Annotated in this window: 17 protein-coding genes and 1 pseudogene; 4 read left to right on the plus strand and 14 right to left on the minus strand. The window is 45.2% G+C overall.

All coding sequences use genetic code 11. The features are described from left to right. Window positions 1-154: 154 nt before the first annotated feature. Together O3651_RS06365 and O3651_RS06370 are read left to right on the plus strand one after the other, a co-directional pair. Entirely contained in the window at window positions 155-982 is an 828-nt protein-coding gene (locus O3651_RS06365) for an exodeoxyribonuclease III (RefSeq protein ID WP_371609926.1), read from the plus strand. A gap of 11 nt (window positions 983-993) precedes the next feature. Beyond that, window positions 994-1,380 (plus strand): bleomycin resistance protein, encoded by a 387-nt coding sequence (locus O3651_RS06370; protein WP_371609927.1) that lies wholly within the window; start codon window positions 994-996, stop codon window positions 1,378-1,380. Between the two features lie 349 nt (window positions 1,381-1,729). On the opposite strand, the gene O3651_RS06375 is transcribed toward O3651_RS06370, so the two are convergent. From O3651_RS06375 to O3651_RS06415, 9 genes are all read right to left on the minus strand, one after another. Beyond that, entirely contained in the window at window positions 1,730-2,824 is a 1,095-nt protein-coding gene (locus O3651_RS06375) for a nucleotidyltransferase (protein ID WP_371609928.1), read from the minus strand. Window position 2,825: 1 nt separating this feature from the next. Continuing rightward, the gene (locus O3651_RS06380) at window positions 2,826-3,560 is read right to left on the minus strand and encodes a class I SAM-dependent methyltransferase (protein ID WP_371609929.1); all 735 of its coding nucleotides are present in this window, start codon (window positions 3,558-3,560) and stop codon (window positions 2,826-2,828) included. A gap of 74 nt (window positions 3,561-3,634) precedes the next feature. Then, window positions 3,635-4,000 carry a ribosome silencing factor gene (rsfS, locus tag O3651_RS06385; RefSeq protein ID WP_371609930.1) on the minus strand — a complete coding sequence of 122 codons (366 nt, stop codon included), beginning with the start codon at window positions 3,998-4,000 and terminating at the stop codon, window positions 3,635-3,637. Between the two features lie 9 nt (window positions 4,001-4,009). Beyond that, a complete protein-coding gene (locus O3651_RS06390) occupies window positions 4,010-4,513 on the minus strand; it encodes a cysteine hydrolase family protein (RefSeq protein WP_371609931.1) in 504 nt (167 codons plus the stop codon). Then, a complete protein-coding gene (yqeK, locus tag O3651_RS06395) occupies window positions 4,510-5,109 on the minus strand; it encodes a bis(5'-nucleosyl)-tetraphosphatase (symmetrical) YqeK (protein ID WP_371609932.1) in 600 nt (199 codons plus the stop codon). The genes O3651_RS06390 and yqeK overlap by 4 nt, the downstream gene beginning before the upstream one ends. Then, a complete protein-coding gene (locus tag O3651_RS06400) occupies window positions 5,106-5,738 on the minus strand; it encodes a nicotinate-nucleotide adenylyltransferase (protein ID WP_371609933.1) in 633 nt (210 codons plus the stop codon). The genes yqeK and O3651_RS06400 overlap by 4 nt, the downstream gene beginning before the upstream one ends. Window positions 5,739-5,766: 28 nt before the next feature. Next, window positions 5,767-6,078 (minus strand): ribosome assembly RNA-binding protein YhbY, encoded by a 312-nt coding sequence (gene yhbY, locus O3651_RS06405; RefSeq protein WP_002896287.1) that lies wholly within the window; start codon window positions 6,076-6,078, stop codon window positions 5,767-5,769. A gap of 98 nt (window positions 6,079-6,176) precedes the next feature. Next, a complete protein-coding gene (gene yqeH / locus O3651_RS06410) occupies window positions 6,177-7,283 on the minus strand; it encodes a ribosome biogenesis GTPase YqeH (RefSeq protein ID WP_371609934.1) in 1,107 nt (368 codons plus the stop codon). A gap of 2 nt (window positions 7,284-7,285) precedes the next feature. Further along, window positions 7,286-7,813: a YqeG family HAD IIIA-type phosphatase gene (locus O3651_RS06415; RefSeq protein WP_371609935.1), complete on the minus strand. Its 528-nt coding sequence runs from the start codon at window positions 7,811-7,813 to the stop codon at window positions 7,286-7,288. Window positions 7,814-7,944: 131 nt separating this feature from the next. Between O3651_RS06415 and O3651_RS06420 the strand changes: the two genes are divergently transcribed. Then, window positions 7,945-8,571 carry a TVP38/TMEM64 family protein gene (locus tag O3651_RS06420; protein WP_371609936.1) on the plus strand — a complete coding sequence of 209 codons (627 nt, stop codon included), beginning with the start codon at window positions 7,945-7,947 and terminating at the stop codon, window positions 8,569-8,571. A gap of 203 nt (window positions 8,572-8,774) precedes the next feature. On the opposite strand, the gene O3651_RS06425 is transcribed toward O3651_RS06420, so the two are convergent. The 5 genes and pseudogenes from O3651_RS06425 to O3651_RS06445 form a co-directional block, all read right to left on the minus strand. Further along, window positions 8,775-10,028 (minus strand): LCP family protein, encoded by a 1,254-nt coding sequence (locus tag O3651_RS06425; protein ID WP_371609937.1) that lies wholly within the window; start codon window positions 10,026-10,028, stop codon window positions 8,775-8,777. A gap of 6 nt (window positions 10,029-10,034) precedes the next feature. Beyond that, a pseudogene (locus tag O3651_RS06430) lies at window positions 10,035-10,555 on the minus strand (N-acetyltransferase family protein). Beyond that, window positions 10,548-10,988: a tRNA (adenosine(37)-N6)-threonylcarbamoyltransferase complex ATPase subunit type 1 TsaE gene (gene tsaE / locus O3651_RS06435; RefSeq protein WP_371609938.1), complete on the minus strand. Its 441-nt coding sequence runs from the start codon at window positions 10,986-10,988 to the stop codon at window positions 10,548-10,550. The pseudogene O3651_RS06430 and the gene tsaE overlap by 8 nt, the downstream one beginning before the upstream one ends. Before the next feature lie 204 nt (window positions 10,989-11,192). Continuing rightward, on the minus strand, window positions 11,193-12,614 hold the full coding sequence (locus O3651_RS06440; RefSeq protein WP_015605350.1) for an NCS2 family permease: 1,422 nt from the start codon (window positions 12,612-12,614) through the stop codon (window positions 11,193-11,195). A gap of 164 nt (window positions 12,615-12,778) precedes the next feature. Continuing rightward, window positions 12,779-13,381 carry a DUF1361 domain-containing protein gene (locus tag O3651_RS06445; protein ID WP_148888248.1) on the minus strand — a complete coding sequence of 201 codons (603 nt, stop codon included), beginning with the start codon at window positions 13,379-13,381 and terminating at the stop codon, window positions 12,779-12,781. A 162-nt stretch (window positions 13,382-13,543) separates the two neighbouring features. Here O3651_RS06445 and O3651_RS06450 point away from each other — a divergent pair, with 162 nt between their 5' ends. After that, window positions 13,544-14,356: a Cof-type HAD-IIB family hydrolase gene (locus O3651_RS06450; protein WP_371609939.1), complete on the plus strand. Its 813-nt coding sequence runs from the start codon at window positions 13,544-13,546 to the stop codon at window positions 14,354-14,356. Window positions 14,357-14,426 lie beyond the last annotated feature (70 nt).

Consider the following 14,426-nt stretch of genomic DNA (forward strand, 5'->3'; position numbering starts at 1 on the left):
CCATCTGTGATAATAGAGTATTTAGGATGTTATACACCAGCTATTGTCGAAAAGCTTTCATGCTTTTCAAGCCTCTCACAATCACTTTGCTATAAATCAACTCTATCTTTTGGTATAATAAACTCAGGAAATTTCTACTAGAAAAGGACATTTTATGAAACTCATCTCTTGGAACATTGACTCTCTCAACGCTGCCCTGACCAGTGATTCTGCCCGCGCTCAGCTCTCTCAGGCTGTCCTTCGGACCTTGCAAGCAGAAAATGCGGATATCATCGCTATTCAGGAAACAAAGCTTTCTGCTAAAGGCCCTACTAAAAAACATCTTGAGATTTTAGGAGAGCTCTTCCCAGGCTATGAAAACACTTGGCGTTCGTCTCAAGAGCCAGCCCGCAAAGGCTATGCTGGAACTATGTTTCTCTACAAAAAAGAACTGACACCCATTGTGACCTTCCCAGAAATCGGCGCTCCGTCAACCATGGATGTTGAAGGCCGCATCATTACACTGGAGTTTGATGACTTCTTCGTCACTCAGGTCTATACGCCCAATGCTGGCGATGGTCTCAAACGCTTGGAAGAACGTCAGGTCTGGGATGTCAAATACGCTGAATACTTGGCAACACTAGATGAACAAAAACCAGTCCTCGCAACCGGTGACTATAATGTAGCTCACAAGGAAATCGACTTGGCTAATCCTGCCAGCAACCGCCGTTCACCAGGCTTTACCGACGAAGAGCGTGCTGGTTTCACCAACCTGCTAGCTAAAGGCTTTACCGATACCTTCCGCCACTTGCACGGCGATATCCCTAACCAATACACTTGGTGGGCGCAGCGCAGCAAGACTTCTAAAATAAACAACACAGGATGGAGAATCGACTACTGGCTGACCAGCAACCGCGTGGCTGACAAGGTAACCAAGTCTGATATGATTGACTCTGGTGCACGCCAAGACCACACACCGATTGTCATGGAAATTGAGCTCTAAGGAGAAAGCTAATGGACTATCAAGCTGTCATTCCTGAATTCGTGGTATCTGACATCGACAAGTCACGCCACTTCTACTGCGACTTGCTGGGATTCTCTGTCGAATACGAGCGTCCCGAGGAGAAATTTCTCTTCCTCTCGCTTGAAGACTGCCAGCTCATGTTAGAAGAAGGCAGCGCAGAAGAATTAGCCCAACTGACCTATCCTTTCGGGCGCGGTGTCAATATTTCCTTTGGCATCGAAGATGTCCCTCAGCTCCACCAAAAACTGCTGGAAGCTGACTATCCCATCCATCGTCCGCTGACAAAAAGAGAATTTCGCGTAGGAGATAGCTTTATCTACCCACATGAATTTGCGGTTTTGGATCCAGATGGATATTTCCTACGATTTAGTGAATAAGAAGAGGCTGGGACAAAAGGCCGACCTCAAATATAAAAAGCGAACAAAACTAGTTTTCTGGTAATCAGAATTCTGCTTTGTTCGCTTTTCGCATTTAATTATAGATTTGAAGGACTTAATAATTAAGATTTTTAAAAACTGAAATCTTTTTATCCCAAACTCTCTCAATTGTCTTTGGATTGTCGAGCAAGACGCAGTGGTTAAGTGGGCTCTACTACGCTGATTTCATCAGCTTTTACAGCCCTACTCAACTGTGCGGAGGTGGGACGACGAAATCGAATTCTAACGAATTACCGATTTCTGTCCCACTCTCTATTTACAAGTAAATTTCTCAAATCTATCTATACTATCAAAGAGTATTTTGTAGTGGAAAGCGTCCAAAATTCTGCTCCCTAAGTGCAGGATTACCCAGCTGATAGACCCTGTCAGCCTGCTGGGTCAAACTGTCCCATGGCTCCTTGCCAATACGGCTGACCAGTTCAACTTTTCCCTTAAGCTGGGACAAATGCTGGCGCCCCTGCTCGGAAAAGCCTAAAATATGAACACCTGACGGAAGCTCTTCTTGCCTAGCTCCGACTAGGATATAGGTCAGCAGACGCCGGACCCGAGCCTTGGTATAGCGCTTGGTCGCCACCTGTTCAACTAGCTCTTCTATGGTTTCACTGCTTTTCAAGGCCACTCTAATCCTGACGGCCAACTCCTGGTTGACCTGATAAAAGTCCGTCAAATCTGGACAGGTCACTATCTGGTAACGGAGATAAGGAAAGAGGTCCGACCAGGTCACCTTGGGAGCCGCTTCAATCAAGTGATAGGCTGGGGTGAATTTCTTGAGAAAGTCTGGCTGATCCAGATTCTGACGAAGGGCAGTTGCAGAGGCAAATTCTTGATTAGCTGATAAGGAATGGTAGCCAGCTCCCTGACGTTGAATCGGGCACAGTTTTATATCTCTTCCCGCCACAGCCTTGGCATAAGCCAAGCCCAAGATATGATTGGGAGTAGAGCCTGAGAAATTGAGCCCTGCAAACTCCTGCCACATGGCCTGAGTCTTCTGAGGATAAGATAGGGAATCAGGTAGGCTAGCCAGATAAGCATCCATCTGCTCTGCATTTTCACCATAGACCCTAGAGATACTTTCATAATCCAACACTTCCTCAGTTCCAAATGTCAGCTGTTCGATGCCCAGTCTCTCTAAGATGTCTACTGCCCCCTTAGCGAAAAAGTCTGCCGCCTGAACGCTGACCAAGAAAGGCAGCTCAAGGACCAAATCCGCTCCAGCTTCCAAAGTCATCTGTGCCCGAGTCCACTTATCCACGATAGCCGGCTCCCCTCGCTGAACAAAATTGCCACTCATAACGATAATTTTCAGACCAGAAGCCTGCTCCAGCAGATATTTGTGCCCATTATGAAAAGGATTAAACTCTGCGATAATACCGGTAACTGTCATCTCATTTCTCCGCCACAAAGAACCAGCGAGCGCTCTTGTCAGTTGGCTCCTTGTCCTCAAAGTCCGCGTAAACCTTGACATTCTTAAAGCCAGCCTGCTCCAGCAAGATATCATAGGTCAGAATCTCATAGGTCCGCTCCTCATGCACCTCATCATGGCGCGTGAAGCGCCCATCCTCGTCTTGGACAAAGAAGGTCAGCTCATGCACGATAGAATGAGGCGGTTCGTCCGCATAGGAATCCCATACCATAGCAAAGGTTTCAGCATTTTCATGGTAGGAATAGCCTGGAAAAACCTCGTCAATCTGGTAAATCGAGTGCACATCAAAGATAAAGCGGCCCCCTTCATTTAGATGCTGGTAGACTTGAGTGAAGACCTGACTGACATCGACTTCGTCTTCCATATAGCAAATCGAGTCCGAATAACAAGTCACCAAATCAAACTGACCGACGCCACTCAAATCCAGCATATTGCCCTGGATAAAGGGAATGTCCAAACCGGCCTTTATACTACGCTTCTCTGCCAAATCCAGCATTTCCTGACTCAGATCCAGCCCCGTCACCTCGAAACCTGCCCGCTTAAAATAAATAGACTGAATGCCCGTACCGCATGCTAGCTCCAGCAGTTTTTTCTTATCCTTGGGAAAATGACGCAGGCTGAAATCCGTCCACTTCTCATACAAAGAATCATCCATAATCGCATCGTAAACCGACGCGAAGGTTTCATAAGTTGCCATACTTTTCCTTTCAAAAATAGCCCAGCCAGCAGGCTGACTGAGCCAAATTCTGCTTTCTGCCCAAGGGCAAAAAATCACTTGTTCTTTTCTTCCAATAAGGCAGCAACATCCACACCAGTTGCTTCATGCCAGAGCTTTTCCAGATTGTAATGCGCCCGCATTTCCTCAGAAAAGACATGGACAACGATGCCGCCCAAGTCTAAGAGCACCCAGCCACCAGATGCGTCTCCCTCAACATGGCCAGCAGAAACACCAGCCGCAGCAGCCTTCTCACGGATATTTTCAGCAACCGCATCCAGCTGACGACTGTTCATAGAGCTAACGATGACAAAGTAATCTGTCACGGTTGTCAGACCTTGCAAATCCAAAGCCACAATATCTTCTGCACGCTTTTCATCGGCCGCCTTCACGACCAGTTCCAATAATTCTTGTTCTTTCATAGTTCCTCTTTAATTAAAAATGTTTTTGTAATCTAGAACTTCCGCAAAACGTCCATCCCAAATTTTTTGGTAAAATGTATTTATTTTTTCTGCCGAAGCGTCTTTTCCATCAAAAGTTGTAAACGCACCCTCTGGAATGACAAGTTTATAATCAAATTCAAATCCAACTTTAACTGATGCATCTACACAATATTCCGTCTGCATTCCACATAAAACTAGACGGCCAATATCTTCTTTATCCAAGTAATCCCTCAAACCTGTCTCTTTAAAAATACTATTATACTTCTTCTGAAAGACCTTTTCATCTGACTTTCGATTCAAGAGAGGAGACAACTGCCAATCTTCCAATGCACTATCTTCTAGATTTTCAATATGCTGAATATAGATAATTTCGACACCTTTACTCCTAGCCTGATGCTGCAAAAAGGAAATTTTATCCATCATTTTATCAGATCGAAAACCTGTTTCCACTAAGATATTTTGTACATCTATAATGATTAAAGCTGTTTTCATTCTTCTATTTCCTTCAAAGATCCTACAAAGGCATTATAAGTCTCCAAGGTCTGCGGATAGATAGGCATCCCCTTATGGGCTAGATGCTCCACTGTCCTTGCTGTTTCATAGGCCACAGCCTGATTGAGCGACCGCTGAGCCAACTCTCTGGCCTTGTCCACTCCTGGAAAGTCCCGGTTGTGCTCAATGTAGTCGGCGACATAGACCACCTTGTCCAGCTCAGACATGGTGCCACTGCCCACTGTATGGATTTCGATGGCTCGGAGAATCTCTGCATCTTCGATGCCTAAATCTTCCTGAATCTTGTAAATTCCCACCATGCCATGCCAGACATTATTGCCCCAGTTTTTCAGGTCAGGATCCAGCTGGTATTTGTGAATCAAGGCCAGAAATTCCTCATCCGAGACCTTCTTAGCATAGTCGTGTAGAAGCCCTGCCAAACCCGCTTTTTCGACATCAAGACCGAAGCGCTCCGCTAATTCTCGGGCAGCCTTTTCCACACCCAGACAATGCCGCAGGCGCTTCTCGGGCATGACTGTTTCCATCTTAGCCAGCAAGGCCTCTCGGCTCATGCGGATATAGCTTTCATAGGTCATAGGTAAAGCCCTTCTCTCTCGATATAGTCTAACACTGGCTGAGGCAGCAGGAAATTAGGAGTCCGTCCCTGGGCCAGGAAATCCCGCACCATGCTGGAGGAAATATCCATAAGTGGGACATCCACCCAGATGACAGGGTAAGAAGTCCCCGCCTTGAAGCGCGGCCGCTGAACACCGACAAACTGAACCAGCTCAACCAGCTCATCAATCCGGTACCACTTGGGCAGATAGTCCACCATATCCGCACCGATGATAAAGTAATAGTCCGTATCTGGATGTTGTTCTGTCAGGAGCTTCATGGTGTCGTAGGTATAGGAAATTCCCTTGCGCTCCAGCTCAATAGTTTCAATTCCTAGGCTTTCAATACCCTCAATAGCCAGCTCCAGCATTTTCAGCCTATGCCTTTCATCGATGGTTTCTTTCTTGTCCACATGGGGCGGCTCATACTCTGGCATGAGCAGGACCTGATCTAAGCCTAACTGTTGCCGGACCTGATCCGCCACGACCAAATGAGCATTGTGGACAGGATTGAAATTCCCACCTAAAATACCAATCTGCTTGCGTTTTTTATCTTTAACTTCTGGTTCTAATTCCACCTTGGTAAAAGGGGTCAGTAATTCAATAGCCATAGGCTGACATCTCCACAGAAATTTTTCCTTAAATTTGCTTGACTTTGACAGAGAGTTTGCGATTTTCCTTTTTGCTAGACTGCTTGTAGAGAATCAAGATCCGGCCGATCTTCTGCACCGTATCCACTCCGATTTCCTCTTCCAGAATCTCTGCGACCTCGTGGATATTCTCATCTGTATTCTGCAAGAGCGTGACCTTGATCAGTTCTCGTGCGTCCAGTGCCTGACGGACGCTGGTTTTGATTTGGTCATTAAGTCCATTTTTCCCAATCTGAATGATAGGTTTGAGACTATGTGCCTGACTGTTTAGAAAGGCCCGTTGTTTTGATGTTAGTGTCATGTTCTTCTATAAGGCCTGAGTCAGTTGGGACCTGCTTGTCTCCCCACTGCTCATAGCCTTTTCCTTCCTTGTTTTAAGGAGATTTATTCTCCTGAGTATTATATAATAGCTTTCCGAGTGACAACCGCCACACCTTCTGGTGCCCAGCCAGCTACGCGAGCAGGACCACTGACACGAATCCAGCCCAAACCTGAGAAGACGATGTCTGTCTTATCCTTGATGGTAAATTCATGCTTGACCAAGGCTGGAAATTCTTCCTTTTCCTTGCCAACTGGCGGCACTAAGAGACTGCCGACATGCTTATCATAAAAGTCGCTAGCACCTTCCAACTTGGTTCGGTGGAGCTTGAGTTCATTGTCAAAATAAGCTGTGAAGCCCTGCTTGTCACCTGCCACAAAGTCAAAGCGACCTAAACCACCCAAGAAGAGGGTTTGCTCAGGATTGAGCTGATAGGTTTTTGGCTTGATTTCCTTTTTAGGACTGACGTATTTGAGATTCTTAGCAGAAAGATAGTGAGCCATCTGGTGACGATGGATAATACCTGGTGTATCATAGATATGACTGCCGTCTGCCAAAGGAATCTCGATTTTATCAAGAGTCGTACCTGGGAAGCGAGAAGTCGTAATAATATCCTTATCGCCCGTGATTTCCTGAATAATCGCGTTAATCAAAGTAGACTTGCCGACATTGGTCACGCCGACCACATAGACATCACGTCCCTTGCGGCAATGCTCAATTTTGTCAATCAAGTCCTTAATGGCCTGCTTGTTTTGAGCAGAGGTCAAAATGACATCAACTGGACGCAGACCTTCTTCGTGAGCGCGCTCCGTCAGCCATTGGGTCACCTTGCTATCCTTGACCGACTTAGGCAGAATGTCCTTTTTATTCCCGACCAAGAGAACATCATTTCCAGCGACAAAGCGAGGCAGGCCAGGAATGACCGAGCCATTAAAGTCAAAAATGTCGACAACATTGACGACCAAGGCATCGCTATCTCCAACCTCATGCAGAAGCCGCAGAAAGTCATCATCCGTCAGCTGAACATCGCTGATTTCATTATAATGGCGCAGGCGAAAACAGCGCTGGCAATAGAGTTCGCCTGTCTCCAAGCCTTTTTCTAGAGCTGACTGGGGCGTGTAGCCTAGCTTGCCCTTATCTTCTGTCTGAATAGGGACTCCGCAGCCGATACAGAGAAGTTCTTCCATGCTTAAATTCCTTTTTTGTATTGAATTGGGCCGTATTTTTCAGTAATTTTATTGAGCACGCGGCGTTCACGCGCCCGATTGATCTGAGTTTTGATAGAGTCGTGCTCGACCAGCGGTTTGACCAAAATCGAACGAATCCCGGCCCGATGAGCTGCCCGAATATCTGTCATGAGCTGGTCGCCCACCATGACCACTTCATTTTTTTCAAAATGAAAAAGCTTGAGCGCTCGGTCAATGCCCCAAGTGAAAGGCTTCATAGCCCAGTAGACATAGTCAATTTCAAACTTTTCAACAGCTCGCTTGACCCGTTTTTGGTTATTATTGGACACCACGATAATTCGAATGCCTGCGTCCCGCAAATCATGGAGCCACTTCTTCATCTCTGGGGTTCCGTCAGGATTATTCCAAGCAATCAGGGTGTTGTCCAAATCCACCAAAACAGCTTTGATACCCTGTCTTTTCAAACTCTCTACTGTCAAATCGTAAACTGCCTCGACCGCAAAGTCGGGCATGTAATCTTCAATCGCCACATCTCTCTCCAAAAATCGTATTCGCACTATTATAGCATAAAATAGGCTTTTTAGCACCTACAGCTTCAAAGCTTACAAAAAAGGTAAAAGATGCTATAGTAGATATAAGAACAATTCTCTTGGAGGTGCCTATGGCAAGCAAGGATCGAGAAATGAAAGCTGTTTCTCCCTTTTTGCAAAAAATCATCAACTGGTCGTCCATCATCGGAGCTGTGGGGACAGTGGCCTTTTGCATCTGGGCCTACTATGCAGGAATCCTCCAGTCCAAGGAAACCTTGTCTGCCTTTATCAGACAAGCAGGCATCTGGGGACCACCTCTGTTTATCTTCCTGCAAATCTTGCAGACGGTCGTGCCCATTATCCCTGGCGCCTTGACCTCGGTTGCAGGCATCTTTATCTACGGACATATCGTCGGCACCATCTACAACTATGTCGGCATCGTCATCGGCTGTGCCATCATCTTCTATCTGGCTCGCACCTACGGACCAGCCTTTGTCCAGTCCGTCGTCAGCAAGCGGACCTATGACAAGTATGTGGGCTGGCTGGATGAGGGCAATCGCTTTGAGCGTTTCTTTATCTTTATGATGATTTGGCCTATCAGTCCCGCTGATTTCCTCTGTATGCTGGCCGCCTTGACCAAGATGACCTTCAAAAAGTATATGCTGATTATCGTGCTCTGCAAACCCATCACCCTCATCATCTACACTTACGGACTGACCTATATTATTGATTTCTTCTGGAAATTACTAACAAAATAAAATTCAAAAACATTAAAAATCGAGAGTGGGACAGAAATCGGTAATTCGTTAGAATTCGATTTCGTCGTCCCACCTCCGCACAGTTGAGTAGGGCTGTAAAAGCTGATGAAATTAGCCTAGTAGAGCCCACTCAACCACTGCGTCTTGCTCGACAATCCAAAGACAATTGAGAGGCTAGGACTTTTGTCCCAGCCTCGATTTGTTTATTCTGAAGATGCTGATGTTGTGGGGTGATCGGCAGATGATGCTGACGGTGTCGGAGCTGGAGTAGATGCAGGCGCAGAACTTGCTGGCGGTTCACTGCTAGCGCTCGGCTCAGGAGTATAGGAACTATAGTTGCTATAACTACTATAACTGCTATAACTGCTATAGCTACTACCATAAGTGCTCTCACTAGGTTGGCTATAAATAGCTCGATCATTCTGGACTGAGCTTGAACTCTCTGAACTAGAAGCACGTAGGCTCCGGCCTCCCATCAAATCTTCATACAGTACGGCATTGGTTTTCAAACTCTTGACCGTGGACAAGCCCAAGCTTTTCCGAATCAAATTTTGCATTTCCAGTAAATGCTCAGACGTAACCAGCTGATAGCTACCCCCATCAGCCAAGGTCGCATCTTCCCCACGCAATTGTTCAGATTGAATGCTTCTAAAGGCATCTTTGTAGCCCAATAACTGAGGAATACTTCTCGAATCCAGCGCTACATTGGTCTGCATATTCTTGCTGACTGCTCGCAAAATAGCTTGATAATGACTGATACTATTAAGACTGAGCACCTTCTCAACGACCTTTCGGATCACCTCACGCTGACGTTTCTGACGACCGTAGTCCCCCTCTGGATCCTGGTAACGCATGCGGGCATAGACCAAGGCTTGGTCTCCGTTGATCAAATGCTTACCTGGCTCGACAGTTGCAGTATATTCCGGTTCATTTTCTTCGATGGAAATCGGGAAATCAAAGGTATTATTGACCTCAATGCCACCAACTGCGTCCACCAGCTGAACCAGTCCTTGCATATTGATCATCATATAACGGTCAATATGGATATTCATCATTTTCTCAATGGTCGCGATGGCTAATTCTGCGCCGCCATAAGCATAGGCTGCGTTTAGCTTGGCTTCTGTCGTTTCGCCATTTTCATCGATTTGAGTCAAAATGTCCCGCTCCAGACTCATCATAACCGTCTTTTTTGTCTGAGGATTAACGGATAGGAGGAGCATGGAGTCACTATTTCCCTTCCAAGTATCAGACCGCGAGCCACTGCCTGTATCGACCCCCATCAACAAGATTGTCAGGGGCTTGGTTTGGGCAATAACGTTCGTTTCATTCCCAAAACCTTTGTAGGTACGGGACAAGGCATCCGTTGACTGATTGTAAATGGTCCAAGCATAGCCTCCCACTCCAATGGCCGTTACAAGGAACAGACTCAAAAACATTCGTACAATTTTTTTAAACATATTTCATCAATCTATCAGTTTTCCCATCAGGTAAACATCCAGAAATATCCCTTCTCTTAAATAGGCCCCTCTTTTTTGCAGGCCTTCAATTTCAAATCCTAATTCTTTATAGAGATGAACAGCTCGTTCATTCTGACCTGAACAGTCAACTCCAAACGGCGGAGATTGCTCCCATTCTCTGCCCAATCCACAGCCTCTTCTAACAGGATACGACCGAGGCCTTGATTCCAAAAGGCTTGTTTGACAACGATAAAGACTTGCCCAATATGACGAATCCGCTCATGAAAATCCGCTGTGATACTGACAATCCCAGCGATTTCATTATCAAGCAAGGCCAAAAGATAAAGCTGATTATCTGACTCAGCTTGACGCTGAATGAACTGAGCCATCTGCTCTTCATCCATCAAAATTCCATCCTCATCCAAGGTCATGTAGTCTGACTCGGCACCGACTTGATTTAAAAAGCGAATCAAGTCAGCAGCATCTGCCTTTTCGGCCTCCCGCAAGGCTAATTCAAACTCAGCCATGCAGCAATTCCTCCAGCAGTTCCTGAGAACGGCGCCCCTGACTTTCAAAGACTAGCTCGCGGCCGTCTTCTTTCTTTAGAAGAGTCAGCTTCAGATAATCATCTGGTAAACTCTCACCTAGCAATTCTCCCCACTCGATGACCGTAACTCCCTCACCAAAGAGAAAATCATCCAAGTCAATCGAGTCTGGATCTTCACCAATCCGATAGACATCTAAATGATAAAGCGGCAAACGTCCTTCATACTCGCGAACAATGGTATAGGTCGGACTTTTGATCATCTGCTTGATGCCCAGACCTTGGGCCAAGCCCTTGGTAAAGGTCGTCTTACCCGCACCCAAGTCTCCTGTCAAAACCAAAACATCTTGCTCCTGAAGCAAGCTACCGAGACGTTGACCCAAGTTGATTAATTCTTCTTCATTATGACTAAACATTCTTTTATTATACCAGAAGATTTGCATTTGCGCTCAATTTTCTAATAGAGGAAGCAAAATGTTTGAAAAAAATTAGATAGACCTCCAAATCTTTTATCGAAAACAAGCCACTCACTTCTATCAAAAAGAAACTAAGATCATTCACAAATATTTTTCTCGCATAAAAAAGAAGCTGGAAGATTTCCAACTTCTTAATACTGATTCTTAAGAAAGAGCTAGGCTGATAAAGTTAAGGATGAAGAGCAAGTTTAAAATCCAAATCATTGGATGCACATCCTTAGCTTGACCTTTGATGACCTTCACAAGAGCATACATGATAAATCCTGCTGCAATCCCGTTTGTGATGCTGTAAGTGAAGCCCATGAAGATAGAGGTAAAGAAAGCTGGGACAGCTTCTGCCATATCATCCCACTGGATATTTTTCAGACTGCCAAGCATCATGATCCCAACGACAATCAAGATTGGTGCAGTTGCTGCTGTTGGAACGATGGCCAAAAGCGGGCTAAAGAAGCTAGATACTGCAAAGCAGACCGCTACAACCAGAGCTGTCAAGCCAGTCCGTCCGCCAGCTCCGATACCAGCTGCAGACTCTACATAAGTAGTAACGTTAGATGTTCCGGCAATTGCACCGATAGTCGTACCGATCAAGTCTGAGTACAGAGCCTTGTCCAAACCTTCTGACTCATGATTTTCACCAGAGCTTGCGACGATCCCCACTTTTTCACCAGTTCCGATCAAGGTACCAATGGTATCAAAGATATCGGTCAGAGAGAAGGCTAGGATAGCCATAAATGTCTGAGGCAGGCGTGCCGTATCAGCAAAGAGAGCTCCCAAGCCTTCTGGACCAACCGCAACCCCGAACACTTGTCCAAGTTCTTTCAGAGCTGTTGACAGATTATGCTGACCAAAGTCAATCGCAGATAGGTTTACTAAGCCAACAGCAATCGCTACGACTGTCGTTGTAAAGATAGACAAGATAATGCCACCTTTGATGCCCTTGATAACAAAGAAAACTGTAATCGCTAGACCAAGTAAAGCCAGCAAAACTGCTGGATTATTAAAATCAACTAATCCTGGAGTTGCAGCTGAGTTTGCTGTAATAGCAGCTTTCGCTTGGTCAGCTCCCTTACCAGCTACTACATAGTTGCCTGGATCGATTGAAAACTTCAAAAGTCCCGCATTTTTAATCCCTACATAAGCTAGAAAGACACCGATACCTGCTGAAATAGCTGAACGCAAAGCTGATGGAATAGACTCGATAATTGCCTTCCGAATCTTAGTCAGAGTAATGAAGAGTGAGATCAGGCCACAGATGAAGACCATACCCAAAGCTTCTTGCCAAGTATAGCCCAGACTAAAGACAACCGTGAAGGTAAAGAAAGCATTGAGACCCATACCCGGCGCCTGTGCGTAAGGGAGGTTGGCATAAAAGGCCATCATGAGTGTTCCAGCGACAGAACCAATGATCGTAGCCAGAAAGACACCTTGAGCTGGCATACCTGTTTGCGACAGCATGGCTGGATTGACAAAGAGGATATAGCTCATAGCAAAGAAAGTTGTTAACCCAGCGAGAACTTCCGTACGAACATCCGTACCGTGCTCTTTGAGTTTAAATAATTTATCCATTATAGATAATCTCCTAAATTGTTTTATGGCAACTGTATAAAAGAGGACTCCTGATTTTCTTTTATACAGTGCTGCTTATTCGTTATTTACGAACAATACTATGATTATACTCAAAAACATTCACTTTTTCAAGCCCATTGCTCCAAAAAATACTTTAAAGTGTCTTATTTTTTATTTTCCCTGCTTAAAAAGAGCAAAGTCATGATTTGGATAAAGGTAAATCCAAGGATAAATACCAGACGATCCTTCTGAAAGGTTTCCAGTAATTTTTGGACAACTAGCTGGGGCCGCGTCACCAGATCCCAGGAATTGAGACGATCATAACGACCGATGTAGATGGCTAGACTCGACAGATAAGACAGCCCTGCAACCACAAGCATATCCAGCCACCAAGTCCACTTCCAGCGCTCGCGCAAAATATTCCAGCTTTCAATCCCGCAGTAAACGCCAAATAAAATGCTCGGCACAAAAGCCATAAATAGGTGCATGCTGACAGGGTTCCACAGGGTATCTCCTACCCAAGTCATGTGCACCAAGTCCGTCAGCATATAAAAAGTATTAGGATAAAAGGCCAACCAAACCACCAACAAAAGTGGATAAAGCCATTTCTGCTTCTTAGATATCGTCGTTAAGACCGCAGCGTCATAGGCAATTAAGGCCAGAATCATATTCCAGATCAGGTCCGGCCCCTGAACCGTAATCCCCTGAATATACACAACAAATGCAATTAGTAGGAAAAAAATGTGAATTAAAATTGGTTTACGCATACAAGATCCTCCCCTTACTTTAACTCTCTTCGCTTATAGACTGTCAGCAGACATCTTTCATCTTAGCTATTGAGGAAACATTATACCACAACTTGTGTCATTTATTCTTAATTCTGTTATAATAGATTTACTATACTGATTGATACTGTACGAGGAAAAAGAATGACGAATAAAGTAATTGCTGTAGATTTGGACGGAACCTTGCTCAATTCTGAGAGTAAGATTTCTGATTTTACCAAAGAAACTATCAAAAAAATATCGGCTAAAGGACATAAGGTCATCATCACAACCGGCCGTCCTTACCGCATGGCTCTGGATTTCTATAAAGAATTAGAGCTGAATACTCCCATGATAAATTTCAACGGCTCTTTGACTCATATCCCTGAGCAAAAGTGGGAATTTGAACAATCCTTGACCGTAGACAAGTCTTTCTTGCTGGATATGGTCCAACGAAAAGAAGAAATCGAAGCCGATTTCATCGCTGGTGAATACCGCAAGAAATTCTACATCACCAATACAAACGAAGGAATCGCAGATCCCAAGCTCTTTGGCATTGATAATTTTAAGCCAGAAAATCAATTTCAGGCCCAGCTAGTCACCAAAAATCCAAATGCTATCCTGCTGCAAACCCATGCCACAGACAAATACGCTCTGGCTGAAGAGATGAATGCCTTTTATCAGCACGAACTCTCCATCAATACCTGGGGCGGTCCTCTCAATATCCTTGAGTGCGGCCCTAAAGGTGTTAACAAAGCCTTCGCCCTCCAGTACCTGCTCAACATCCTCAATGTCGATCGCAAGGACCTGATTGTTTTTGGTGACGAGCACAATGATACCGAAATGCTGGAATTTGCGGGAACAGGCTATGCCATGAAAAACGCCAGTGAAACCCTGCTGCCTTATGCTGACCAACAGCTTGAACTCACTAATGACCAAGACGGTGTAGCTCACAAGCTAACTGAGCTCTACTTATAGAAATCAAAACAAATCAAACAAACACAATTTGAACCGCACCTCAACTGCTAGACTCTTTCTGTCTAACTGT

This window comes from Streptococcus sp. 27098_8_73, from assembly GCF_041432495.1.
Classification (GTDB): domain Bacteria; phylum Bacillota; class Bacilli; order Lactobacillales; family Streptococcaceae; genus Streptococcus.

Bases quoted from the DNA above. Each gene is read 5' to 3' on its own strand.
- O3651_RS06370 (WP_371609927.1), top strand. From the start codon at position 994: ATGGACTATCAAGCTGTCATTCCTGAATTCGTGGTATCTGACATCGAC.
- O3651_RS06390 (WP_371609931.1), bottom strand. From the start codon at position 4,513: ATGAAAACAGCTTTAATCATTATAGATGTACAAAATATCTTAGTGGAA.
- yqeH (WP_371609934.1), bottom strand. From the start codon at position 7,283: ATGGAAGAACTTCTCTGTATCGGCTGCGGAGTCCCTATTCAGACAGAA.
- O3651_RS06440 (WP_015605350.1), bottom strand. From the start codon at position 12,614: ATGGATAAATTATTTAAACTCAAAGAGCACGGTACGGATGTTCGTACG.
- yqeK (WP_371609932.1), bottom strand. From the start codon at position 5,109: ATGACCTATGAAAGCTATATCCGCATGAGCCGAGAGGCCTTGCTGGCT.
- yhbY (WP_002896287.1), bottom strand. From the start codon at position 6,078: ATGACACTAACATCAAAACAACGGGCCTTTCTAAACAGTCAGGCACAT.
- O3651_RS06380 (WP_371609929.1), bottom strand. From the start codon at position 3,560: ATGGCAACTTATGAAACCTTCGCGTCGGTTTACGATGCGATTATGGAT.
- rsfS (WP_371609930.1), bottom strand. From the start codon at position 4,000: ATGAAAGAACAAGAATTATTGGAACTGGTCGTGAAGGCGGCCGATGAA.
- O3651_RS06425 (WP_371609937.1), bottom strand. From the start codon at position 10,028: ATGTTTAAAAAAATTGTACGAATGTTTTTGAGTCTGTTCCTTGTAACG.
- O3651_RS06450 (WP_371609939.1), top strand. From the start codon at position 13,544: ATGACGAATAAAGTAATTGCTGTAGATTTGGACGGAACCTTGCTCAAT.
- O3651_RS06400 (WP_371609933.1), bottom strand. From the start codon at position 5,738: ATGGCTATTGAATTACTGACCCCTTTTACCAAGGTGGAATTAGAACCA.
- O3651_RS06375 (WP_371609928.1), bottom strand. From the start codon at position 2,824: ATGACAGTTACCGGTATTATCGCAGAGTTTAATCCTTTTCATAATGGG.
- tsaE (WP_371609938.1), bottom strand. From the start codon at position 10,988: ATGTTTAGTCATAATGAAGAAGAATTAATCAACTTGGGTCAACGTCTC.
- O3651_RS06445 (WP_148888248.1), bottom strand. From the start codon at position 13,381: ATGCGTAAACCAATTTTAATTCACATTTTTTTCCTACTAATTGCATTT.
- O3651_RS06365 (WP_371609926.1), top strand. From the start codon at position 155: ATGAAACTCATCTCTTGGAACATTGACTCTCTCAACGCTGCCCTGACC.
- O3651_RS06420 (WP_371609936.1), top strand. From the start codon at position 7,945: ATGGCAAGCAAGGATCGAGAAATGAAAGCTGTTTCTCCCTTTTTGCAA.